The 23,077-nt window shown below is 71.4% G+C and carries 23 protein-coding genes and 2 pseudogenes; 17 read left to right on the forward strand and 8 right to left on the reverse strand.

The genetic code is table 11. The features are described 5' to 3' along the window. Window positions 1–163: 163 nt before the first annotated feature. The 11 genes from ACFWRO_RS15285 to ACFWRO_RS15335 all read left to right on the forward strand — a co-directional run bounded on the left by ACFWRO_RS15285 (window position 164) and on the right by ACFWRO_RS15335 (window position 9,913). On the forward strand, window positions 164–694 hold the full coding sequence (locus tag ACFWRO_RS15285) for a 2-oxo-4-hydroxy-4-carboxy-5-ureidoimidazoline decarboxylase (protein WP_384510119.1): 531 nt from the start codon (window positions 164–166) through the stop codon (window positions 692–694). Window positions 695–878: 184 nt separating this feature from the next. Beyond that, on the forward strand, window positions 879–1,259 hold the full coding sequence (gene sdhC / locus ACFWRO_RS15290) for a succinate dehydrogenase, cytochrome b556 subunit (RefSeq protein WP_189948009.1): 381 nt from the start codon (window positions 879–881) through the stop codon (window positions 1,257–1,259). An 8-nt stretch (window positions 1,260–1,267) separates the two neighbouring features. Beyond that, window positions 1,268–1,744 carry a succinate dehydrogenase hydrophobic membrane anchor subunit gene (locus ACFWRO_RS15295; protein WP_384509792.1) on the forward strand — a complete coding sequence of 159 codons (477 nt, stop codon included), beginning with the start codon at window positions 1,268–1,270 and terminating at the stop codon, window positions 1,742–1,744. A 25-nt stretch (window positions 1,745–1,769) separates the two neighbouring features. Further along, window positions 1,770–3,524: a succinate dehydrogenase flavoprotein subunit gene (gene sdhA, locus ACFWRO_RS15300; RefSeq protein ID WP_384509794.1), complete on the forward strand. Its 1,755-nt coding sequence runs from the start codon at window positions 1,770–1,772 to the stop codon at window positions 3,522–3,524. After that, complete coding sequence (locus ACFWRO_RS15305) at window positions 3,524–4,282, forward strand: succinate dehydrogenase iron-sulfur subunit (RefSeq protein WP_384509797.1); 759 nt, start codon at window positions 3,524–3,526, stop codon at window positions 4,280–4,282. Before sdhA ends, ACFWRO_RS15305 begins: the two co-directional genes overlap by 1 nt. A 138-nt stretch (window positions 4,283–4,420) precedes the next feature. Further along, on the forward strand, window positions 4,421–4,966 hold the full coding sequence (locus ACFWRO_RS15310; protein ID WP_384509800.1) for a hypothetical protein: 546 nt from the start codon (window positions 4,421–4,423) through the stop codon (window positions 4,964–4,966). Between the two features lie 126 nt (window positions 4,967–5,092). Further along, complete coding sequence (locus ACFWRO_RS15315) at window positions 5,093–5,920, forward strand: serine hydrolase domain-containing protein (RefSeq protein ID WP_384509802.1); 828 nt, start codon at window positions 5,093–5,095, stop codon at window positions 5,918–5,920. Window positions 5,921–6,001: 81 nt separating this feature from the next. Continuing rightward, window positions 6,002–8,122, forward strand: a complete 2,121-nt coding sequence (locus tag ACFWRO_RS15320; RefSeq protein ID WP_384509805.1) for a DUF4132 domain-containing protein — start codon at window positions 6,002–6,004, stop codon at window positions 8,120–8,122. 93 nt (window positions 8,123–8,215) lie between these two features. Further along, complete coding sequence (locus tag ACFWRO_RS15325) at window positions 8,216–8,650, forward strand: hypothetical protein (RefSeq protein ID WP_384509808.1); 435 nt, start codon at window positions 8,216–8,218, stop codon at window positions 8,648–8,650. A gap of 10 nt (window positions 8,651–8,660) precedes the next feature. Next, window positions 8,661–9,080, forward strand: a complete 420-nt coding sequence (locus ACFWRO_RS15330) for a thiol-disulfide oxidoreductase DCC family protein (RefSeq protein ID WP_384509811.1) — start codon at window positions 8,661–8,663, stop codon at window positions 9,078–9,080. Between the two features lie 11 nt (window positions 9,081–9,091). After that, window positions 9,092–9,913 carry a TetR/AcrR family transcriptional regulator gene (locus tag ACFWRO_RS15335; protein WP_384509813.1) on the forward strand — a complete coding sequence of 274 codons (822 nt, stop codon included), beginning with the start codon at window positions 9,092–9,094 and terminating at the stop codon, window positions 9,911–9,913. A 97-nt stretch (window positions 9,914–10,010) separates the two neighbouring features. On the opposite strand, the gene ACFWRO_RS15340 is transcribed toward ACFWRO_RS15335, so the two are convergent. The 3 genes from ACFWRO_RS15340 to ACFWRO_RS15350 form a co-directional block, all read right to left on the reverse strand. Next, window positions 10,011–11,564 carry an ABC transporter substrate-binding protein gene (locus ACFWRO_RS15340; protein WP_384510121.1) on the reverse strand — a complete coding sequence of 518 codons (1,554 nt, stop codon included), beginning with the start codon at window positions 11,562–11,564 and terminating at the stop codon, window positions 10,011–10,013. A 216-nt stretch (window positions 11,565–11,780) separates the two neighbouring features. Continuing rightward, on the reverse strand, window positions 11,781–13,070 hold the full coding sequence (locus ACFWRO_RS15345; RefSeq protein ID WP_384509816.1) for a metallophosphoesterase: 1,290 nt from the start codon (window positions 13,068–13,070) through the stop codon (window positions 11,781–11,783). 11 nt (window positions 13,071–13,081) lie between these two features. Beyond that, window positions 13,082–13,327 (reverse strand): SCO4848 family membrane protein, encoded by a 246-nt coding sequence (locus ACFWRO_RS15350; protein WP_384509819.1) that lies wholly within the window; start codon window positions 13,325–13,327, stop codon window positions 13,082–13,084. 166 nt (window positions 13,328–13,493) lie between these two features. Between ACFWRO_RS15350 and ACFWRO_RS15355 the strand changes: the two genes are divergently transcribed. Beyond that, window positions 13,494–14,795 carry a D-alanyl-D-alanine carboxypeptidase family protein gene (locus ACFWRO_RS15355; RefSeq protein WP_384509822.1) on the forward strand — a complete coding sequence of 434 codons (1,302 nt, stop codon included), beginning with the start codon at window positions 13,494–13,496 and terminating at the stop codon, window positions 14,793–14,795. Here the strand turns inward: ACFWRO_RS15355 and ACFWRO_RS15360 are convergent. The 3 genes and pseudogenes from ACFWRO_RS15360 to ACFWRO_RS15370 all read right to left on the reverse strand — a co-directional run. Continuing rightward, window positions 14,683–15,630, reverse strand: coding sequence for a YihY/virulence factor BrkB family protein (locus ACFWRO_RS15360; RefSeq protein ID WP_384509825.1), 948 nt, complete (start codon window positions 15,628–15,630; stop codon window positions 14,683–14,685). The genes ACFWRO_RS15355 and ACFWRO_RS15360 overlap by 113 nt on opposite strands. Window positions 15,631–15,682: 52 nt before the next feature. Beyond that, window positions 15,683–16,657: a decaprenyl-phosphate phosphoribosyltransferase gene (locus ACFWRO_RS15365; RefSeq protein ID WP_384509827.1), complete on the reverse strand. Its 975-nt coding sequence runs from the start codon at window positions 16,655–16,657 to the stop codon at window positions 15,683–15,685. Between the two features lie 118 nt (window positions 16,658–16,775). Then, window positions 16,776–17,288 (reverse strand): annotated as a pseudogene (locus ACFWRO_RS15370) (phosphatase PAP2 family protein); the annotation flags it as partial. A 204-nt stretch (window positions 17,289–17,492) separates the two neighbouring features. Here ACFWRO_RS15370 and ACFWRO_RS15375 point away from each other — a divergent pair. The 3 genes and pseudogenes from ACFWRO_RS15375 to ACFWRO_RS15385 form a co-directional block, all read left to right on the forward strand. After that, window positions 17,493–17,939 (forward strand): annotated as a pseudogene (locus ACFWRO_RS15375) (FAD-dependent oxidoreductase); the annotation flags it as partial. Window positions 17,940–18,614: 675 nt separating this feature from the next. Then, window positions 18,615–18,860, forward strand: coding sequence for a D-arabinono-1,4-lactone oxidase (locus tag ACFWRO_RS15380; protein ID WP_384510124.1), 246 nt, complete (start codon window positions 18,615–18,617; stop codon window positions 18,858–18,860). A gap of 88 nt (window positions 18,861–18,948) precedes the next feature. Beyond that, the gene (locus tag ACFWRO_RS15385) at window positions 18,949–19,704 is read left to right on the forward strand and encodes a decaprenylphospho-beta-D-erythro-pentofuranosid-2-ulose 2-reductase (RefSeq protein WP_384509829.1); all 756 of its coding nucleotides are present in this window, start codon (window positions 18,949–18,951) and stop codon (window positions 19,702–19,704) included. 26 nt (window positions 19,705–19,730) lie between these two features. Here ACFWRO_RS15385 and ACFWRO_RS15390 read toward each other — a convergent pair whose 3' ends face one another. Then, window positions 19,731–20,324, reverse strand: a complete 594-nt coding sequence (locus ACFWRO_RS15390) for a 2'-5' RNA ligase family protein (protein ID WP_384509831.1) — start codon at window positions 20,322–20,324, stop codon at window positions 19,731–19,733. A 94-nt stretch (window positions 20,325–20,418) separates the two neighbouring features. Continuing rightward, on the reverse strand, window positions 20,419–21,429 hold the full coding sequence (gene trpS, locus ACFWRO_RS15395; protein ID WP_384510126.1) for a tryptophan--tRNA ligase: 1,011 nt from the start codon (window positions 21,427–21,429) through the stop codon (window positions 20,419–20,421). Window positions 21,430–21,571: 142 nt separating this feature from the next. On the opposite strand from trpS, the gene ACFWRO_RS15400 reads away from it, so the two are divergent. Then, complete coding sequence (locus tag ACFWRO_RS15400; RefSeq protein ID WP_384509833.1) at window positions 21,572–22,177, forward strand: RNA polymerase sigma factor; 606 nt, start codon at window positions 21,572–21,574, stop codon at window positions 22,175–22,177. Then, entirely contained in the window at window positions 22,158–23,018 is an 861-nt protein-coding gene (locus ACFWRO_RS15405) for a hypothetical protein (protein WP_384509835.1), read from the forward strand. The genes ACFWRO_RS15400 and ACFWRO_RS15405 overlap by 20 nt, the downstream gene beginning before the upstream one ends. Window positions 23,019–23,077 lie beyond the last annotated feature (59 nt).

Below are 23,077 nucleotides of genomic sequence, written 5' to 3' on the forward strand. Positions count from 1 at the left end.
CGGGTGAAATTCGCGCATCCTTCGGACAGTTCTCCCTCCCCATCGATAACGTTGAGTCACACCCACCCCACCTTTCCCGGAGCCCACGCTGACCAGCGACACCCGCGCCCCTTCCCGGAACCGGAACCTGGGCTCCGCCGCGGCCCCTGCCACCACTCCCGCGATACCCGCACCCGCCACGCACGGCGATCACGATCCCCTCGCGCGCTTCAACGCCCTCCCGGCCGCCGCCGCCCAGGAGCTGCTGCTCACCTGCTGCCACAGCCACCGCTGGGCCGAACGGGTGACCGCGCACCGGCCGTACCCGACGCTCGACGCGCTGCTCGCCGCCGCCGACGAGGCCGGGTACGACCTGTCCGTCGCCGACCGCGACGGGGCGCTCGCCGCCGAGTCCTCGGCCACGCCCCACCCCGACGCCCCGCCCGCCGCCCACACCGCCCTGCGGGCCGCCCACGCCGCGTACGAGAGCCGCTTCGGGCACGCCTTCGTGATCAGCCTCGACGGCGTACGCCCCGGTGAGCGCCTCGACCAGGTCCTCGCGGGCATCCGCTCCCGGCTCGCCAACGAACCGGACGAGGAGCGCGTGGTCGCCGCCGACGAACTGCGCCGGCTGGCCCGCGGGCGGCTCGCCCACCACCTCGGCGCGGCCGCGAACCGAGCGCAGACGGCCGTACGGGCGTCCGGAATGCGGTGATACGGGGCCGAGGTGATAGCCCGTCCGTAGTCCTTCCGTGCCTCTTTGATCACACCTATCGACCCCGCGCGAGCGAACCGACAAGTCGTCGCTACGATGACCAGGGCCGGTGGACCGTACCCGGCCGGGTCAGACCGACACTGAAGCCGGCCGACCCTGATCCCCGCTCCCGGAGGGTTTTTCCGTGCCGGCTGGAACGCTGTACCGCGGCCGGGAAGGAATGTGGTCCTGGGTGGCTCATCGAGTCACCGGCGTCCTCATCTTCTTCTTCCTGTTCGTACACGTGCTGGACACCGCTCTCGTCCGCGTCTCCCCCGAGGCCTACGACGAAGTGGTCGCCACGTACAAGACGCCGATCGTCGCACTCCTCGAGTACGGCCTCGTCGCCGCAATCCTCTTCCACGCGCTGAACGGCCTCAGGGTCATCGCCGTGGACTTCTGGTCCAAGGGCCCGCGCTACCAGAAGCAGATGCTCTGGACCGTCGTGGGCATCTGGGTCGTGCTGATGGCGGGTTCGATCTACCCCGTCCTCGGCCACGCCGCACGTGAACTGTTCGGGAGCTGACGCCAGACATGTCTGCTGACACCACTTCCGCGATCGGTCCCGTCGAGGGCGGCGCCCACTACGACGTGGACAACCCGGCCCCGTACATCGAGGCCCCCCGCAAGCGCACCGGCAAGACGCCGCGGGCGACCCGAGGCAACTTCGAGATGGCCGCGTGGCTCTTCATGCGCCTCTCCGGCATCGTCCTCGTCGTCCTGGTCCTCGGCCACCTGCTGATCCAGCTCTTCCTCGACGGCGGCGTCTCCAAGATCGGCTTCGCCTTCGTGGCCGGCCGCTGGGCCTCGCCGTTCTGGCAGGTCTGGGACCTCCTGATGCTCTGGCTCGCCATGCTGCACGGCGCCAACGGCCTCCGCACGGTCATCAACGACTACGCGGAGCGGGCCAACACGCGCCTGTGGCTCAAGGGCCTGCTGTACACCGCCACGGTGTTCACCATCCTTCTGGGCACGCTGGTGATCTTCACCTTCGACCCGAACATCCGCTAGGCACGGGGCTGAGGTAATCCACGTCATGAAGATCCACAAGTACGACACCGTCATCGTCGGAGCCGGCGGCGCCGGCATGCGCGCCGCCATCGAGTCGACGAAGCGCAGCCGCACCGCAGTCCTGACGAAGCTCTACCCCACCCGCTCCCACACGGGCGCCGCGCAGGGCGGCATGGCCGCCGCGCTCGCCAACGTGGAGGAGGACAACTGGGAGTGGCACACCTTCGACACGGTCAAGGGCGGTGACTACCTGGTCGACCAGGACGCCGCCGAGATCCTGGCGAAGGAGGCCATCGACGCCGTCCTCGACCTGGAGAAGATGGGCCTGCCGTTCAACCGGACCCCGAACGGCACCATCGACCAGCGCCGCTTCGGCGGTCACTCCCGCAACCACGGCGAGGCCCCGGTCCGCCGGTCCTGCTACGCCGCGGACCGCACCGGCCACATGATCCTCCAGACGCTGTACCAGAACTGCGTCAAGGAGGGCGTGGAGTTCTTCAACGAGTTCTACGTCCTGGACCAGCTCCTCGTCGAGGTCGACGGGGTCAAGAAGTCCGCCGGCGTCGTCGCGTACGAGCTGGCCACCGGCGAGATCCACATCTTCCAGGCCAAGGCCGTGATCTACGCCTCCGGCGGCACGGGCAAGTTCTTCAAGGTGACCTCCAACGCGCACACGCTGACGGGTGACGGCCAGGCGGCCTGCTACCGGCGCGGCCTGCCGCTGGAGGACATGGAGTTCTTCCAGTTCCACCCGACGGGCATCTGGCGCATGGGCATCCTGCTGACGGAGGGCGCCCGCGGTGAGGGCGGCATCCTCCGCAACAAGGACGGCGAGCGCTTCATGGAGAAGTACGCGCCGGTCATGAAGGACCTCGCGTCCCGTGACGTCGTCTCGCGCTCCATCTACACGGAGATCCGCGAGGGCCGCGGCTGCGGTCCCGAGGGCGACCACGTCTACCTGGACCTGACGCACCTCCCGCCGGAGCAGCTCGACGCCAAGCTCCCGGACATCACCGAGTTCGCCCGTACGTACCTCGGCATCGAGCCGTACACGGACCCGATCCCGATCCAGCCCACCGCGCACTACGCCATGGGCGGCATCCCGACCAACGTCGAGGGTGAGGTCCTCGCGGACAACACCACCGTCGTCCCGGGCCTGTACGCGGCCGGCGAGGTCGCCTGCGTGTCGGTGCACGGCGCCAACCGCCTGGGCACCAACTCGCTGCTCGACATCAACGTCTTCGGCAAGCGCTCCGGCATCGCCGCCGCCGAGTACTCCGCCAAGCACGACTACGTCGAGCTGCCGGAGAACCCGGAGTCCCTCGTCGTCGCGCAGATCGAGAAGCTGCGCAACTCCACGGGCAGCGAGCGGGTGGCCGACATCCGCCGCGAGCTCCAGGAGACGATGGACGCCAACGTGATGGTGTTCCGTACGGAGCAGACCATCAAGACGGCCGTCGAGAAGATCGCCGAACTGCGCGAGCGCTACGAGAACGTGTCCGTCCAGGACAAGGGCAAGCGCTTCAACACGGACCTCCTCGAGGCGATCGAGCTGGGCAACCTGCTCGAACTGGCCGAGGTCATGGCCGTCTCGGCCCTGGCGCGCAAGGAGTCCCGCGGTGGTCACTACCGCGAGGACTACCCGAACCGCGACGACGTCAACTTCATGCGCCACACGATGGCGTACCGCGAGGTCGGCGAGGACGGCTCCGAGACCGTGCGTCTCGACTACAAGCCGGTCGTCCAGACCCGCTACCAGCCGATGGAGCGTAAGTACTGATGGCTACCCCCGTACTGGACAAGGTCGAGGCGGAGTCCGCCGCCTCCCCGTACATCACGGTCACGATGCGCGTCCGGCGCTTCAACCCCGAGGTGTCGGACGCGTCGGTCTGGGAGGACTTCCAGATCGAGATCGACCCGAAGGAGCGTGTGCTCGACGCCCTTCACAAGATCAAGTGGGACGTCGACGGCACGCTGACCTTCCGCCGCTCGTGCGCGCACGGCATCTGCGGCTCGGACGCGATGCGGATCAACGGCAAGAACAGGCTCGCCTGCAAGACGCTGATCAAGGACCTCAACCCCGAGAAGCCGATCACCGTGGAGGCCATCAAGGGCCTCACGGTGCTGAAGGACCTCGTGGTCGACATGGAGCCCTTCTTCCAGGCGTACCGGGACGTCATGCCGTTCCTGGTCACCAAGGGCAACGAGCCGACGCGTGAGCGTCTGCAGTCGGCCGAGGACCGCGAGCGCTTCGACGACACCACCAAGTGCATCCTGTGCGCCGCGTGCACGTCGTCCTGCCCGGTGTTCTGGAACGACGGGCAGTACTTCGGCCCGGCCGCGATCGTCAACGCGCACCGCTTCATCTTCGACTCGCGCGACGAGGCCGGCGAGCAGCGCCTGGAGATCCTGAACGACAAGGACGGCGTGTGGCGTTGCCGCACGACGTTCAACTGCACGGACGCGTGCCCGCGTGGCATCGAGGTCACGAAGGCCATTCAGGAAGTGAAGCGCGCGCTGATCACGCGTCGCTTCTGACACCTGGCCGCTTCTGACACCTGGTCGTCTCTGACACCTGGTCAGTGTGGCGAGCCCGCTTCTGTACGCTCAGGCGTGCAGGAGCGGGCTTTGTCGTTGGTGGCCGCAGGCAGCTGTCGCTGGAGAGAGCGGGGAGAGATGAGCGAGCCGAATCCTTACGCGGACGGTGAGTACAAGTGGGGGCCCGGGCAGCAGCCGGGGAGCCCGGGCTACGGCTATCCGCAGGCGGGGACGCCCGGTTACGGGTATCCGCAGGCGGGGACGCCGGGCGGCTACGAGCCGACCCTCGCGGGCGGCTTGCCGGTACCGCCGCAGTACCCGCCGGCGGGGATGGCCGGGGGCGCGCCGCTGCTGAGCCTGGGTGACATCACGGTCGTCGGGGACCAGATCATCACCCCGGCCGGTCAGATGCCGCTCAGGGGCGCGGTGTGGAACGTGATGGACATGTCGCGGACGGAGGAGAAGATCCCGACGGTCGCGATCGTGCTGGCCATCATCTTCTTCGTGCTGTGCCTGCTGGGTCTGCTGTTCCTGCTGATGAAGGAGAAGCAGACGACCGGCTTCATCCAGGTCACGGTGACGAGCGGCGGCCGCCACCACGCCACGATGATCCCGGCGAGGGGGCCGGAGACCATCCACTGGGTGATGGGGCAGCTGAACTACGCGCGGTCGCTGAGCATCTGAGGGTCCGAGGATGAGGGCCTGAGGGTTCCTTAGGGGGCTGGCTCAGCGGTACGTCGGGGTGGCTTCCGGGTTCGGCGAGGGGTGTCCCCGATGGCTCGCGCGGGCCGGCGGCGGGAGCCTTGATCCATGACGAACGCATGGACGGGCAAAGCGCGTTGGACGGCAACGGTCGCGGCGGGGGCCGCCTTGGTGAGCGTGGTGGCGCTCGGGGCGGCGAGCGCGCCGGCCGCGGCTGCGGCGCCGACGTGGAAACGGGCTGCCGCCCCGCTCGACGCCCAGGCGCACGGCTCGATCGACACCGCCGCGCTACGGGCCGCTCTCGCGGGGCTGCCCGAGCCGTCCGTGCGCGGGGCGATGGTCCGGATCAGCGGGCTGCAGAAGCCGCAGTGCGTCCGGCCCGGGACGCCGGTCGAAGTCGTGAGATCGGCGGTCTCCTGCGGGACGCCGACGACGCCAGGCACGACCGTGCAGTACAACGGGATCAACTACTTCCTCGCCGGCCTGGTCATCGAGAAGGCGACGGGCCGGTCGTACGGAGCGGAGCTGCGCGACCGGATCGTGCGGCCGCTCGGACTGCGCCACACCCGTCTGCCCGCCGACGACTGGGCGTGGGCCGAGGGCGGTCTCGTCTCCACCGCCGGCGATCTGACGCGCTTCATGAACGTGCTGATGCGCGGCGGCCTGCACCGCCCGGCCGAGCGGGCGTCGTTGTTCACGATGCCGCCGATACCGGACGCGCGCTTCAGCTACGGCGGCCTGATGCGCACCCCGGCGCCCGGTGGCGGTCCGGTGGTCTGGGGCAAGACGGGGACCAACCGGGGGTACACGAGCGGGGTGTTCGCCACCCCGGACCTGAGCCGCGTCGTCGTCTACTCCACGCTCACGACAGGACAGGACACCGCGCGGGAGACGGAACGGGTCATGGGGATCGTCGGGGCGGCGTTCAAGGAGTAGCGGGCCTCGGCCGTGCCAGTCTCGTCGCCCAGGGGGACGCGGGGGGAGGCGTTGTCGGTGGCGTCCCCTACCGTCGTACACATGGTGGGGACCACGAGCCTGGGGCTCAGGCTGAACGCGGCGTTGGAGTCGGACAAGCACGGGGAGGCCGGAGAGGACAAGGGCGGGGCGGTTCAGGCGCTGGTGGACGGGCTGGACCCGGTGGAGCGGCGGGAGTGCGCGCTGCTGATGCACCTGCGGGCGTGCCGGGGCCGGGATCCGCTCCTGGAGCGCGCGCTGGAGCGGCTGGCGGGGCAGGAGCTCGGCTGGTCGACGGCGGAGTCGGACCTGCTGCTCGGGCGGCTCGCGGGGCCGGAGGCCAAGGTCGCGCCGCACGAACTTCGAAACCAGTTCGGGTCGTTGGTGCCGATCGCGCTCGCGGCGGCCGAGGAGGTCGAGGAGTACGACCGGCCGCGCCTGCGGGCGCTGCGGCGGACGCTGGAGAGTCTGCGGGTCCATGCCGGTGAGGAGTTCGCGGGGCCACGGGACCGGATCGACGCCCTGCTGCGGCGCGAGACGCCCCTGGTCGAGGGCCGGCTGCCGCGCCATCTGCTCGACGGCCTGGACGCGTACGGTCCGGCGATGCGGGCCGCGCACGCCGAACTGCTGGCGGGGAGGGGCGTGGTCGCCTTCCTGGCGCACTGCGTGCTCCTGGACAAGGTCCGGGCGACCCGGACCTGGCGCAGGCGGGCCGCGGCGCTCCTGGCGGAGGCGGAGTCCGGTGCCGAGCTGGTGCGGCGGCTGCTGGAGGGGATCGCCGCACAGCACGAGCACACGGTGGCCGACCTCAACCCCTGGGGCGTGATCGTCCGGGGCATCGCGGGCGACACCAACACCTGCCTGGTACGGGGGCTGTTGTGGACCGCGCTCGACCTGGACGCGGCGTGGGCGGCTCCGGTGACCGGGACCGTCGCCCTGCACGCGGGGACCGGGCTCGGCGGGTCCGGTGGCGAGTGCCGCAGCCAACCGCTGGCCTCGACGGCCGTGGCGGTGCTCGGCGAGTTCGAGGGCGTACGGGCCGAGGAGGCCGTCCAGTGGCTCGGGCGGGTCCGGGGAATCGTTCGTAACCGGACGATACTGAAGGCGAGCACCAAGGCCCTGGAGACCGTCGCGGGGCGGGCCGGGCTTACGCCGTCGATGCTGCGCGAGCGTGGCGTCCCGGCGCACGGGCTCGACGCGCGCGGGGTGCGCGAGGAGGAGTTCGGGGAGTACACGGCGGTCCTCTCGGCGAGCGAGCCGGGCGTGGCCGCGCTGTCGTTCCGGGGCCCCCAGGGCCGGGTCCTGAAGTCCGCGCCGAAGCCGGTCCGGGAGGCGCACGGAGAGCGGCTGACGCCGCTGCGGGCCGGGTTCAAGGAGCTGCGGACCCTGTTGGCCGTGGAGCGGTCCCGCCTGGAGGAGCATCTGGCGGCGGGGACGACGTGGCCGACGGAGGACTGGGAGCGGTACTACATCGACCATCCGGTGACCGGGGCCGTCGCCCGGGCGCTGCTCTGGGAGGCCGACCCGGACGGCGACGGGCACTGGACGGCGGGGCTGCCCGAGCGGACCGGCGGCGGCTGGGCCCTGGCCGGTGCGGACGGCACCGCGCTCCCGGTCGCCCCGGGGGCCCGGCTGCGGTTGTGGCACCCGGTCCGGGCCGACGACGAGGAGATCGCCGAGTGGCGGGCCGAGTTCGCGGGGCGGGAGCAGGCCCAGCCGTTCAAGCAGGTCTTCCGCGAGGTGTATGTGCTCGCCCCGGCCGAGGTGGCCGCCGGAGCGCGCTCCGACCGCTTCGCCGGCCGGGTCCTGCACTACGACCGGGCCAGGGCGCTGATGGCCGAGCGCGGCTGGACCGGCGACCATCTGGGGTTCTTCAGCGAGGGCGACTCCGCCGAGATGGTGCGGGAGCTGCCGCGCCCGGGTGAACTGCCCTTCGGCGAGGGCGCGTTCTGGCGGGCGCGGCTCTTCGTCGAGCTGGTCGACCCACTGTCCCGGGAGACCGGGCTCGCCTCGCACTGCTCCACCGGCCCGGTCCGCTTCGAGCGGCGTAGGGCCACGGCGGGGGCGCGCGGCGCCTGGGAGGAGGCCGCGCTGACCGACGTACCGGCACTCGCGCTGTCGGAGGCGCTGCGGGACGTCGACCTGTTCGCGGGCGTGGCGTCCACAGGCGTGGACCCGGAGTAAGCACCACCCCAGGACCCCCACTTGAACATGTTCAAGTGGGGGTCTACAGTCATGCCCAGAAAGCATTTGAACGCGTTCAAGGGAGGGTGGGGCATGGACCTCACTGTTGTCGCGTACATCGTCTACCTGCTGATCAGCGTGGCTCTGACCATCTGGGTCGCCCGCACACTCAGCCGCAACGGAAGGATCTTCCTCTCCGACGTCCTGCACGGGAACGAGAAGCTCGCCGATGCCGTGAACCACCTCCTGGTGGTCGGCTTCTACCTCGTCAACTTCGGCTTCGTCGCCCTCTATCTCAGCCAGGACAAGGCCGTCCTCGACGCCCGGGCCCTCTTCGAGGCCCTGTCCGTCAAGCTCGGCGTGGTCCTCCTCGTCCTGGGCGTGATGCACCTGGGCAACGTCTACGTCCTCAACAAGATCCGCCGGCGGGGCGTCATGGAACGCGAACAGGTCCCGCCGGTACCCCCGCAGGGCTGGACAGGACCCGCCGCCAAGGGCCCCTGGGCACCGCCCGTCACCGAAGCGTGAGGGGGGACGCATGAGCCGGACCGGCACCCCCGTACACAGCCTCACCGTGCTCTACGACGCCGACTGCCCGCTCTGCGTCCATCTGCGGCACTGGCTCCTGCGGCAGCGTCAGCTCGTGCCGCTCGACTTCGTCCCGGCCGCCTCGCAGGAGGCCAGGCGCCGCTTCCCCGGCCTCGACCACGCGGCCACCCTCAGGGAGATCACCGTGATCGGGGACCGGGGACAGATCTACACCTCCACCTCCGCCTGGATCGTCTGCCTCTGGGCGCTGGCCGAGCACCGGCCCAAGGCCGCCTGGCTGGCCACCCCCGCCGGGCAGCCCTTCGCCCGGGTGACCGTCCTCGCCGCCGCCAAGTGGCGCGAGGCGATCAAGGCCGGCGGACCGGCCTGCGAGGACGGGCGCTGCGAAGCACCCGGCGCGCCCGGCTAGGCTCGGGGACTGTGAAGGACGTGAAGGAAGAGAAGCCCGCCGAGCCCGCGGAGCCCGTCGAGACCGCGGCGCCCGTCGAGCAAGCGGAGTCCGCCGAGCCCGCCGCGCAGCCCAAGGTCGCGAAGAGCGAGCAGACCCGCACGCTGATCCTCGAAACCGCCCTCCGGCTCTTCAAGGAGCGCGGCTACGACAAGACGACGATGCGGGCCATCGCCCAGGAGGCCGGGGTCTCCGTCGGCAACGCGTATTACTACTTCGCGTCCAAGGAACACCTCGTCCAGGGCTTCTACGACCGGATCGCCCAGGAACACCAGTCGGCCGTCGAAGCCATCCTGGACAGCGACGAGAAGGACCTCACGGCCCGCATCCGCGGGGTCCTCCTCGGCTGGCTCGACATCGCCGAGCCGTACCACGAGTTCGCGTCCCAGTTCTTCAAGAACGCCGCCGACCCGGACAGCCCGCTCAGCCCCTTCTCCCCCGAGTCGGAGGGCCCGCGCGAGGCCGCGATCGATGTCCACCGCCGGGTCATCGCCGGGGCGAACGTCAAGATCGACCCCGAACTGGCCGAGCCGCTCCCCCAGTTGCTCTGGCTCCAGCAGATGGGCCTGGTGCTGTTCTGGGTGTACGACCGCTCCGAGGGCTGCGCCAACAGCCGCCGGCTCGTCGAGCGCCTCGCGCCCGTCACCGCCCGCGCGATCCACCTCTCCCGCTTCCGGCTGCTGCGCCCGCTGGTGCGCGAGACCCACGACCTGCTCGCCGACTTCATGCCGACGGCGGCGGGCATGGCGGCCTCGGGCAAGCCGAAGCGCGCGAAGACCGCCAAGGAGTCCTGAGGAACGGCCGGGGACGGCCGAGGAACGACAGAGGCCCCGAGCCGTTGCACGGCTCGGGGCCCCTCCGGACGCAGGGCGGACCGGCGTCCGCCTTCCGTCAGATCCAGCTCAGCTCCCAGAGCCGCCAGACCCCGGTGCCGTCGGTGAGGTACTGCGAGCCGGCGACCTCCGTGGTCGCGAGCACGTAGTCCTTCTTCTGCCAGAGCGGGACCAGCGGCACGTCCTTCGCGACCTCCGTCTGGATGTCCTCGAAGTCGTTCGCGGCCGCCGCACGGTCGCTGTACTGCTGCGTCGCCGAGATCAGCGAGTCGATCTTGCTGCTGGAGAAGCCGTTGTGCATGGCGTTGCCCGCGCCCACCAGCGGGGCGGTGAAGCTGTCGGAGTCCGGGAAGTCGGGGAGCCAGCCGACCGGGTACGCGTCGTACTCGCCCTTCGCGTACGCCTTCTGGAAGTCCTGCCACTCCGCCTCGACCAGCTCCACCTTGAACAGGCCGGTCGACTCCAGCTGCCGCTGCAGCTCCTTCGCCTCGGCCGCGTACGTGGCGTCCTTGCGGTAGCCGAGCTTGAAGCTCACCGGCGTCTCGATGTCCGCGTCCTTGAGGAGGCTCTTGGCCTTCTTCTTGGACGGCTCGGGGTAGGCGTCGTAGAACGCGGTGTTGTGGCCGTTGAACCCCTGCGGGATGAGGGAGTACAGCGGCTCGACCGTGCCGTGGTACGCGCCGGTGACGATGGCCGGACGGTCGATGACGGCGGCGACGGCCTTCCGGACCTCCTTCTTGGCCATCGGCGAGCCGGGCTTCACGTTGAAGTAGAGATTGCGGACCTCGGCGGTCTGCGCCTCCGTGATCCGGGCGGAGTCCTTGCCGTTGCCCGCCTCGGAGAGGAACTCCGGCGGCATCTGGCGGTGCGCGATGTCGACCTGCTTGGTCTTCCAGGCGGTCGCGAGCTGCTCGGACTCCTTGTAGTACTTCACGACGACCGTGCTGCCGGCCTTGGCCGCGCCCCTGTACTTCGGGTTGGGCTCAAGGCGCGCGCTCTCGCCGGGCTTGAAGTCCTTCAGGACGTACGGCCCGGAACCGTCGGCCGTGACGCCCTCGCGGACCTTCTTGGCCGGGTACTGGCTGCTGTCGACGATGGAGCCGGCGCCCGTGGCGAGCTTGAACGGGAAGGTCGCGTCCCGGCTGTTCAGGTTGAAGGTGACCTTCTGCCCGTCGGCCACGACGTTCTTGAGCGTCGGGAAGAGCGGCGCGGGACCCGTGTCCGACTTGATGCCCAGGATCCGCTCGAAGGAGTGCTTGACGTCCTCGCCGGTCACCTTGCGACCGTTGGAGAACGTGAGGTCGTCCCGGAGCTCGCACTGGTACGTGGTGAGCTTCGCGCCGACGAACTTGCAGTTCTCGGCGGCGTCCGGGACCGGCGTGATGACGCCCGGCTTGAAGCTCAGCAGCGTCTGGTAGATGTTGCTGTACATCGCCCAGGAACCGGCGTCCCACGCACCGGCCGGATCGAGCGAGGTCACCTCGTCCGTGGTGCCGATGGTGATCGGATCGGTCCTGACGTCGTCCGAGGGGAGCAGCTGCCAGCCGCCCACTCCGGCGACCACCAGAACTCCACAAGTGATGAGGATCCGAAGACGGACCGTCGACCGCATCGCCGTGCTTCCTTTTTTCGAGCCCGCCCCTGCCGCGACGGCGCCGAGCCATGCCGCGATGGCGTCACCCAATCACACGGGCTTCACAAGTGGAAGAGGAAACCTTCACGATGCAGGTATATGTCCGGGATGAGAATCCGGAGGTCGAACGGTACGTATCACCCTCGGCGCGATGAGTGACACCTTCCGCTCACGCCTTCAGCACATTTCTTCCGCTCACGCCTGCCGGGAGGCGAGCTGGACGACGGTGATGTCGGAGGGCGCGCCGACCCGGACCGGCGGGCCCCAGGCGCCCGCGCCGCGCGAGACGTACAGCTGGGTGTCGCCGTACCGCTCGAGCCCGGCGACGGTCGGATTGGCCAGCTCGGCGAGGTAGTTGCCGGGCCAGAGCTGGCCGCCGTGGGTGTGTCCCGAGAGCTGGAGGTCGACGCCGTGGCGGACGGCGTCGTCGATCACGATCGGCTGGTGCGCGAGGAGCACGGCGGCCTTCGCGAGGTCGCGGTCGCCGAGCGCGGCGGCGAAGTCGGGGCCCTGGCCCTCGCTCTCGCCGGCGATGTCGTCGACCCCGGCGAGGTCGAAGCCGGCCGCGATCTCCAGGCGCTTGTTACGGAGCGGGCGCAGGCCGAGCTCGCGGACGTGGTCGACCCAGGCGTCGGCGCCGGAGAAGTACTCGTGGTTGCCGGTCACGAAGAACGAGCCGTGCCGGGCCCGGAGCCGCGCGAGGGGCTCGGCGGCGGAGCCGAGGTTCTCGACGGTGCCGTCAACGAGGTCGCCGACGACGGCGATCAGATCGGGCTGGGTGGAATTGATGGTCTCCACGATGCGCTGGGTGTGCGCGCGGCCGAGGATGGGCCCGATGTGGATGTCGGAGACGACGGCGATCCGGTACCCGTGCAGCGCGCGCGGGATCTTGGCCAGCGGCACGGTCACCCGCTTGACGCTGGGCCCTCGCAGCACGCCGTACGTCCCGTACCCGACGGTCCCCACGGCGGCGGCGGCCGCGGCCCCGCCGACGACCCGCGACACGAACAGCCGCCGGGACACGGCGGTGGCACCGGTGGCAACCGGCTCGGGAGCTTCCGGCACCTCCGGCACCTCCGGCGCCGGGGCGGGCGCGGAAGCGGGCACGGTCGCGGGCGCTTCTACGACGCTCGGGGCCTGCGCGGGAGCCGGGGCGGCGGCGGAGGCCCGACGCTCCAGAACACGCCGCAACACGGGCCGGACGGCCTCACCCACGACGAGGGCAAGGGTCAGGTACAGCAGCAGGGCCAGCCAGAGATACCCGGGCCAGGCCACGACCTGCTGGAGCCAGAACGGCGCACCCGCCCGCGAAGAGACCAGGGCCGCGACTGCCAGCGCGGGCAGCACGAACGCGGCCCCCGTCCCCAGCCGCCGAGCCACGCTCCCCCGGGCTGAGACATCGCGCACAAGGCGCCGCCACACGTACCAGTGAACCCCGCCCAGCAGACCGAGCACCACGACAGCCACCAGCAAGAACCCGAGCACGCGCCCCACCCCTATCCGCGCTCGCGCCGCAATACGCGCACGCCACGCAACCCGATCACACCGACCACCGTCCCCAGGACAAAGGACGTGATGGCGAGCACCAGATGAACCCAGAAGTAGGCCGTCGGATCGCCCGCGTCATCGAAGGCGAGACCGCTCCCGTCGTTCCATAGATTCTTGACGAAAGTGATCCAGATGAACCAGCTCCACACTCCGAAGGCGAGCAGGAACCAGGAGACCGGCCGGCTGAGCTTCATAGCCCCAGTATCACCACCCGCCGCACAGGCCCCGGCGCCGGGGCGGCCGGGGCAGGCGGGGGTGTGGGGGCGTGTGGAGCGGGTGCGTGTGCGTGTGGGTGGTCGGGGTCGGGTGAAGCGGCGGGCGGGGTTTGGTTCGCTGTGTGGTGCCTGTACGTTTTCGATCGTGTCTGCTTCGAAGAAGACCGCTCGCACGGTCCTTGCTGCCGCGCTGCTCCCCCTCCTCGCCGCCGCCCCCGCCCACGCGGACCCGGTGGACAACAAGGAGGACCAGCAGCCCAAGCCGCCCGCCCTCATGTCCTCCGTCGGCGGGTCGCTGCTCAGCAGGCCCGGGACGCAGGTGAACCTCGGGCCCGGGGCGCCGGTGCTGCCGAAGGAGCTGAGCGCGCGGTCGTGGATCGTCGCGGACGCCGAGAGCGGGCAGGTACTCGCCTCGCACAACTCCCACTGGCCGCTCGCCCCAGCCTCCACGCTGAAGATGCTCTTCGCGGACACGGTCCTGCCCAAGTTCCCGAGGACGGCGACCCACACCGTCACGGCGCAGGACCTGGCCGGGCTCGGCTCGGGGTCCAGCCTGGTCGGGATCAAGGAGAAGCAGACCTACACCGTCCACGACCTCTGGCTCGGCGTCTTCCTTCGTTCCGGCAACGACGCGGTGCGGGTGCTCTCCTCGATGAACCAGGGCATCCCGCAGACCGTGGCGGACATGAACGCCCGCGCCGACGAGCTCCAGGCCCTCGACACGCATGTCGTCTCGCCCGACGGTTACGACGCCCCGGGCCAGATCTCCTCCGCGTACGACCTCACGCTGATCGCCCGCAGCGGCATGCAGAAGGCGGACTTCCGGGAGTACGCCGCGACCGCCCGCGCCGCCTTCCCCGGCGAGCAGAAGCCGGGCAAGAAGCGCGAGACCTTCGAGATCCAGAACACCAACCGGCTGCTGACCGGAGACCTCGGCGTCCCGGCGTACCAGGGCATCGCCGGCGTCAAGAACGGCAACACGACGCACGCCGGCTCCACGTTCACCGGCGTTGCGGAGCGCAACGGCAAGGTCCTGCTCGTGACCGTGCTGAACCCGTCCTCCAAGGAGCAGCACGCCGTCTACAAGGAGACCGCCCGGCTCCTCGACTGGGGCTTCGCGGCGACCGGCAAGGTGAAGCCGGTGGGCGAGCTGGTCGCGCCGAAGTCGGCGCGGACGACCCCGGACGCCGACAGCGGCGGTTCGACGCCCGCGCCCGGCAAGAACGCGCCGGACACCGCCTCGAACGTCGCCTCGGGGAAGTCCGGGGGCGTCGGGACCGCCCTCGCCGTCATCGGCGGTGTGCTGGTGCTGCTCGCGGGGGCCGTGTTCCTCGTCAACCGTCGCTGGCCGCTGCGCCGCCCTCGGCCGGACGCTGCGGACGCCCCGGACGCTCCGGACTCTCCGAAGCCGGAGTCCGAGGGCGTGGAGCCGAGCGTGACCCCGTAGCCGTCCAGGAGGCGCAGAACAGCAGCAGCTTCGCGGAGAAGTTGATCCAGAGCAGCAGCGCGATCGGCACGCCGAACGCGCCGTACATCGACTTCCCCGCGACCTCCCGCATGTAGCCGCCGATCAGCAGCTTCAGCAGCTCGAAGCCGATCGCGCCGATCACCGCCGCCACCAACAGGCGGCGGCGCGGCGGCTGGACGCCCGGGAGCAGTGTCAGCAGGTACAGCAGGACGAGGAAGCCCGCGACGGCGGCAACGGCGACCGAAGCCACCTGGAGCAGGATCCCGGTGGCCCCTTCGCCGGAGATCCCCACCCGGTCGGCGCTCCAGCCGACCGCGGTGGAGCCGAGCCAGGACGCGGCGAGCGAGCAGAGCCCGACCGCGCCGAGCCCGAGCAGGACGAGCGCGTCCTTGCCCTTGCGTACGAAAGGGTTGCCCTCGTCCTTGTCGTCGAGCCCCCACACCGCGCGCAGACAGTCCCGCATCGAGCCGATCCACCCGATGCCGGTGAAGAGCAGCAGTGCGCCGGCGACGAGACCGATCGTCCCCGCGTTGTCCACGAGCCCGCCGATGTTGAGCTGGTCGGAGATGCCGGGGACCTGGTCGGAGATCTTGTCCTCGATCTTGTCGAGCTGCTCCTTGCTGAGCAGCGCGGCGCCGACCGCCGCGGCGACGGCGATCAGCGGGAACAGGGCGAGGAAGCTGATGAAGGTGATGGCGGCGGCGAGCCGGGTCCAGTGGGCGGCGTCGAGGGTCTCGTACGAATGCCAGGCGTGTGTCTTCATGAACCTGGTGACCCAGGGTCCGATGACGGGGAGCTTGGTCAGCCAGTCCATGTCGTACGCGTACCCCTTGTTCTCGTACCGATACCGCGTGCGGCCGGCGGCCTCACACGTCCGCGACCGCCATGCCGTACATGGCCGCCCAGACCAGGCCGATGAACGCGAGCGGGCGGTCGCGCAGGACGACGTCCTCGGGGGCTCCCGCGGCGCCACGGTCGGCGAAGACGGCGTAGCGCAGGACGGCGAGGATGAACGCGATCATGGAGAGCTGGCGCCAGGGCAGCAGTGAGCCGGTGGCGACGCCGCCGCTCTCCAGCGCCCACAGGCAGTAGCCGAGGACGGCGACGCCGGCCGCCAACTGCCAGACGAAGCGCAGGTATCCGGTCGTGTACTGGGTGAGCAACGCGCGCGTGGCGCCCCGCGCGGCCTCCAGCTGGACAGCCTCGGAGTAGCGCTTGGCGGCGACCATGAAGAGGGCGCCGAAGCCGGTGGTGATCAGGAACCAGCGGGAGAGCGGGATCGAGAGCGCGACCCCGCCGATCATCGCGCGCATGAGGAAGCCGGTGGTGACGACGGCGAGGTCGACGACGAGGACGTGCTTGAGGCGCAGGCAGTACGCGAACTGCATGACGAGGTACGCGATGAGGAGCGCGGCGGTCATGGGGTTGCACAGGACCGCGCTCGCGACGGCCGCCCCGAGGGCGAGGAGCGCGCCGGTGGCGTACGCGAGGGGTACGGGGACGAGGCCCGCGGCGACGGGTCGGCGGCACTTGACGGGGTGGGCGCGGTCGGCGGCGGCGTCGCGTGCGTCGTTGACGAGGTAGACGGCGGCGGCCGCGGCCGTGAACAGGGCGAAGACGAGGGCGAGTCGGGCGGCCGTGTGCCAGGAGACGAGCTGGCCCGCGGCGACGGGCGCGGCGAGGACGAGCACGTTCTTGACCCACTGCCGGGGCCGCGCGGTCCTGACGAGCCCGGCTGCCGTCGCGGCCGCCTGCCGGCCGGCGCGCCCGCGTCGTCGTTCCCGTACGGGGACGGGTGTGTCGAGGACGGCGGCGAGGCCGGTGGTCGCGCGGTCAGTCACGGCGGCCGCCGGGGAGGGAGGGGGCGGCCTTCACGGCGGCCTTCGCGATGGCCCTCACGGTGACCGGCGGCACGGGCACCACGCGCGCGTGGGGCGGGGTGCAGGCGGGTCCCGGCGCCCGGAGCCAGGCGCGGCCCAGGGTGGCCGTCACGGCGCCCAGGAGGGCGCCCGCCGCCACGTCCGTCGGGTAGTGGACGCCGACGACCAGCCGGGAGGCGCACATGGCGGCCGCCATGGGGGCGGCGAGGCGGCGGGCCGTCGGGTGGAGGGCGCCGAAGGCGACGGCGGCCGCGACGGCGGAGGTCGCGTGGGAGCTGGGGAAGGAGTGCCGGCCCGCCGTGCGGACCAGGGGCGCGTACTCCGCCGTGGTCGGCCGTGGCCGCCGTACCACCCGCTTGACGCCCATGCTGGCCAGATGCGCCCCGGCGATCAGGGCCGTGCCGCGCAGCCAGCCGGCGCGCCGTTCCGGGTCCACCGCGGCGCCGGTGAGCCCGGCGGCGAGCCAGAGGGCGCCGTGCTCGCCGCCGAAGGACAGCGCGCGGGCCGCCGTCGCCACCGGCGCGCGGTGCCCGCAGCCGCGCAGGACTGCCAGCAGCCGCCTCTCGGCCCCGGCCACGGTCGCGTATCGCATCGGCTCCGCCTCCCCGGATGCCGGGCGACTCCGCCGTCGACCCGGTCGAGCTGTGGTCGCTCTGGTGGTCGACCAGAGGTGACTCTGGCCCGGCGGTACGCCGACCGCACGGCAATCTTTCCTGACACTCCTTTAATCACCCATTTCGACGAACCGCCGGGCATACCCGGCATAACGCATAGACCGGGCGATACGGTCGCCTTCATGGCTGCCCACACCGACGACGAGCCCCTCACCGGCTGGGGCCGCACCGCCCCCACCCTCGCGCGCGTGCACCGCCCCCGCACCTACGAGGAGGCCTCCGAAGCCGTCCGCGCCTGCGGCGCCCGAGGCTCCATCGCGCGCGGTCTCGGCCGCGCCTACGGCGACGCCGCGCAGAACGCCGGCGGCTCCGTCCTCGACATGACCGGCCTCGACCGCATCCGCTCCGTCGACGCCCTCGCGGGCACCGTCGACTGCGAGGCGGGCGTCAGCCTGCACCGCCTGATGGAGGTCCTGCTCCCGCTCGGCTGGTTCGTCCCGGTCACCCCCGGGACCAGGTACGTCACCGTCGGCGGGGCGATCGGCGCCGACATCCACGGCAAGAACCACCACGTCTCCGGCTCCTTCGGCCGCCATGTGACCTCCCTCGAACTCCTCACCGCCGACGGGGAGATCCACACCGTCGTCCCCGGCACGGACCTCTTCGACGCCACCACCGGCGGCATGGGCCTGACCGGCGTCATCCTCGCCGCGACCCTCCGGCTGCTGCCCGTCGAGACCTCCCTCATGTCCGTCGACACCGAACGCGCCACGGACCTCGACGACCTGATGGCCCGGCTCACCGCCACCGACGACGACCGGTACCGCTACTCGGTCGCCTGGATCGATCTCCTCGCGCGCGGCGCCGCCACCGGCCGGGCCGTCCTCACGCGCGGCGACCACGCCCCGTACGACGCGATCCCGGTCCGGGACCGCCGCGCGCGCCGCGCGCCCCTCGCGTTCCGCCCGGGGCAGCTGCCCGCCGCGCCCGCGCTCGTCCCCGAGGGGCTGCTCGGCCGCACGACCGTGGGCCTGTTCAACGAGCTCTGGTACCGCAGGGCGCCCCGCCGCCGCACCGGCCAACTCCAGCGGATGTCCACGTTCTTCCACCCCCTGGACGGCGTCCCGCACTGGAACCGGATCTACGGGCGCGGCGGCTTCGTCCAGTACCAGTTCGTCGTCGGCCACGGACACGAGGAGACCCTGCGCCGGATCGTGAGGCGGATCGCGCGGCGCGGCTGTCCGTCGTTCCTCGCCGTCCTGAAGCGCTTCGGCGCCGGCGACCCGGGCTGGCTGTCGTTCCCGGTGCCCGGCTGGACGCTGGCGCTCGACATCCCGACGCGACTCTCCGGTCTCGGCGCGTTCCTCGACGAGCTGGACGAGGAGGTCGCGGACGCGGGCGGCCGGGTCTACCTCGCGAAGGACTCGCGGCTTCGGCCCGAGCTGCTCGACGCGATGTACCCGAGGCTCGCCGACTTCCGCGCGCTGCGCGCCGCGCTCGACCCGCGGTCCGTCTTCACGTCCGACCTGTCCCGTCGCCTCGCCCTGTGAACCGCCCTGTGAATCGCCTTGTGAATCGCCTTGTGAATCGCCTTGTGAATCGCGCTGTGAATCGCTCTCTCCGAGGAGTTTGATCGTCATGAAGGACGCCTTCGGCACCCCGCAGTCCCTGCTCCTGCTCGGCGGCACGTCCGAGATCGGGCTCGCCACGGCCCGCCGGCTGATCGCCCGCCGTACCCGTACGGTCTGGCTCGCCGGACGCCCGACCCCCGCCCTGACGGCCGCCGCCGAGTCGCTGCGCGCGCTGGGCGCGGAGGTGCGCACGGTGTCGTTCGACGCGCTCGACACCGAGTCGCACGCCGAGCGGCTGGGCAAGATCTTCACCGAGGGCGACATCGACATGGTGCTGCTCGCCTTCGGGATCCTCGGCGACCAGGCGCACGACGAGGCCGATCCGCTCGCCGCCGTCCGGGTCGCCCAGACCAACTACACGGGCGCGGTCTCGGCGGGCCTGATCTGCGCGGCGGCGCTCCAGGCGCAGGGGCACGGGTCCCTGGTGGTGCTGTCGTCGGTGGCCGGCGAGCGCGCCCGCCGCGCGAACTTCATCTACGGCTCGTCCAAGGCGGGCCTCGACGCGTTCGCCCAGGGGCTCGGGGACGCGCTGCACGGGACGGGGGTGCACGTGATGGTCGTACGCCCCGGATTCGTACGGTCGCGGATGACGGCGGGCCTGGAGGAGACGCCGCTGGCGACGACTCCGGAGGAGGTCGCCCTGGCCGTCGAGCTGGGGCTGCGGCGGCGCTCGGAGACGGTGTGGGTGCCGGGCGCGCTGCGGATGGTGATGGCGGCCCTGCGGCACGTGCCGAGGCCGCTGTTCCGCCGCCTGCCGGTCTGAGTGCCGGTCTGAGAGGGCGCGGGGGGTCAGCCCGCCGTCGGGGTGGGTTCGTCGACGGGCGCGCAGCCCTGGGCCGGGACCCCGGAGGCGTTGCGGGCGTCGCCGAACTCGAAGACGCGGAGCTTGCGCCACACGCCGTCCTCGCCCTGCTCGTACAGGGCGAAGGATGCGCAGGTCCAGGCGGCCTCGAAGTCGGCCAGCTCCGCGTACGCCCGGTCCATCGCCTCCTCGGCGATGCCGTGGGCGACGGTGACGTGCGGGTGGTACGGGAACTGCAGCTCGCGCACGAGCGGCCCGGACTCGTCGCGGACGCGTTCCTGGAGCCAGCCGCAGGAGGAGACGCCCTCGGCGAGCGTCACGTACACGACCGGGGAGAGCGGGCGAAACGTTCCGGTGCCGCTCAGCCGGACCGGGAAGGAGCGGACGCCCGCGGCGACCTCGGCGAGGTGCGCCTGGACCGCGGGGAGCCGCTCGGCGTCCACCTCGGTGGGCGGGACGAGCGTGACGTGCGTGGGGATGCCGTGCGCGGCGGGATCCCCGAAGCCGGCGCGCAGCTCCTGGAGCAGGCTGCCATAGGGCTCCGGGACCGCGATCGAAACGCCGAGCGTTACGGTCCCCACGTCGTTCTCCTCCGTTGTCGTGTCGATTCGGGACGGTGGTGGTGCAGCCGCCAGTGTGCGGCCTGCACCACCCCTTGTGCCAGGGTCCTTGGACTCAGTGCTTGGCGGGCAGGAAGCCCACCCGCTCGTACGTCTGCGCCAGGGTCTCGGCGGCGACCGCCCGCGCCTTCTCCGCGCCCTTGGCCAGGAGTGAGTCCAGCGTCTCCGGGTCGTCCAGGTATTCCTGCGTACGGGTCCGGAACGGCGTGACGAAGTCCACCATGACCTCGGCCAGGTCGGTCTTCAGGGCGCCGTACATCTTGCCCTCGTAGCTCTTCTCCAGGTCGGCGACGCTCGTCCCGGTGAGCGTGGACATGATCGAGAGCAGGTTGGAGACGCCGGCCTTGTTCTCCGGGTCGAAGCGGATCACCGTGTCGGTGTCGGTGACCGCGCTCTTGACCTTCTTCGCCGTCACCTTCGGCTCGTCGAGCAGGTTGATCAGACCCTTCGGCGTGGACGCCGACTTGCTCATCTTGATCGTCGGGTCCTGCAGGTCGTAGATCTTCCCGGTCTCCTTGAGGATGTACGGCGCCGGGATCGTGAACGTCTCGCCGAAGCGGCCGTTGAACCGCTCCGCGAGGTCGCGGGTCAGCTCGATGTGCTGGCGCTGGTCCTCGCCGACCGGGACCTGGTCTGCCTGGTAGAGCAGGATGTCGGCGACCTGGAGGATCGGGTACGTGAAGAGGCCGACGGTGGCCCGGTCGGCGCCCTGCTTGGACGACTTGTCCTTGAACTGGGTCATGCGGGAGGCCTCGCCGAAGCCGGTGAGGCAGTTCATGACCCAGCCGAGCTGCGCGTGCTCGGGCACGTGGCTCTGGACGAAGAGGGTGCAGCGCTCCGGGTCGAGACCGGCGGCGAGCAGCTGCGCGGCGGCGAGCCGGGTGTTCGCGCGGAGCTCGGCCGGGTCCTGCGGGACCGTGATCGCGTGCAGGTCCACCACCATGTAGAAGGCGTCGTGGGACTCCTGCAGCGCGACCCACTGACGGACGGCACCGAGGTAGTTGCCGAGGTGGAACGAGCCTGCGGTGGGCTGGATTCCGGAGAGCACGCGCGGAAGACGCTGCATGGCGAAGCCATTCCCCTGAGGGTGGTGGTGGGCGACGGGCGGGCGATCAGAGGCCATGCTCCACATTCTCTCAGGTGCGGGAGGCGATCCCGGACTTCCCTGGAGCTGGGAACCGATCGGGTTCGGCCGGTGTATTCAAGGTGTGAGGACGCTGGAGGGGGGCCGGGTCGTCGTAGACGAGGCAGAGGCCGCGGTGATCGCACGGGTACGCGCCGGGGAGGCGGAGGCGTACGCGTCGCTGGTCCGCGCGCACACGACGGTCGCGCTGCGGGCGGCGGTGGCGTACGGCGCGGGCGGGGAGGCCGAGGACGTGGTGCAGCAGGCCTTCTTCAAGGCGTACCAGTCGCTGGGGCGCTTCAAGGAGGGGGCCGCGTTCCGTCCCTGGCTGCTGCGGATCGTGGTCAATGAGACGAGGAACACAGTGCGCGCGGCGGGCCGGCAGCGGGCGGTCGCGGGGCGGGAGGCGGAGCTGCTCGCGGCCGAGCCGCTGATACCGGAAGGGGCGGACCCGGCGGTCGCGGCCGAGGAGCGGGAGAGACGCCGTCAGCTGCTCGGGGCCCTGGACGGCCTGAGCGAGGACCACCGCCAGGTGGTGATCCACCGCTATCTGCTGGAGCTGGACGAGACGGAGACCGCGGCCGCGCTCGGCTGGCCGCGCGGGACGGTGAAGTCCCGGCTGAGCCGGGCGCTGAAGAAGCTCGGACTGGTGCTGGAGGGAGGTGAGGAGCATGACGGACGAGAGGGATGAGAGGGCCGGGACGGACGAGAGGGCCGGTGGCGGGTCTGCGGGCAAGCGCGGGGCGGAGTCTCCGGAGGACCTGCCGGAGGAGCTGCGGGAGCTGGGGCGGCGGCTGAAGGTGCCGGACGTCGGCGGGGAGACCATGGCCGAGCGGGTGCTCGCTCAGCTCCTGGCGGAGCGGGTGGAGACACCGGTGCGGCGGCCCGGCCGCTTCGAGTCGCTGCGCGGATCCGTGCGCAGGCGCTGGAGGGCGCTGCTCGCGGCGGTCTCCGGGGTCCTGATGGTCCTGGTGCTCACGCCTCCGGTGCGGGCGGCGGTGGCGGAGTGGTTCGGCTTCGGCGGGGTCGAGGTCCGGTACGACCCGTGGGCGTACCCCCGCGCGGACCCGCCGGTGCCGGGCTGCCCCGACCCGGTGCCGTTGGAGGAGGCCGCGCGCCGGGCGGGGTTCGAGCCGCTGTTGCCGAGTGCGCTCCGTCCGCCCGACGCGGTCTCGGTGACCGGCTCGGCCGAGCGGGGGCGGGCGGTGATCAGCCTGTGCTGGCGCGGGGACGGCACGCACACGGTCCGGCTCGACCAGTTCCCGGCGCGGCTCGGCGTGGGCTTCGCCAAGGAGGTCCGGACCCAGCCCGAGTGGGTCGCCATGCCGGACGGCGGGGAGGGCTACTGGTTCGCGGAGCCGCATCTGCTGCGGTTCCCGATGACGGACGCGAGCGGGCAGGAGTGGACGCACTCCATACGCACGGCGGGCCCCACGCTCCTCTGGACGAGGAACGCGGGAGCCCTGACCCTGCGCCTCGAGGGCGAGCCGACCCTGAAGGAGTCCCGGCGCATCGCCGAGTCGGCGGGCTGAGCGCCCCCGCCTGGCGGGCGCCCGCGGCGGCCGCCAGGGCGTGCTGTCGGGGTGGGCTG

Source organism: Streptomyces sp. NPDC058579, assembly GCF_042718575.1.
In the GTDB taxonomy this organism is placed as follows: Bacteria; Actinomycetota; Actinomycetes; order Streptomycetales; family Streptomycetaceae; genus Streptomyces.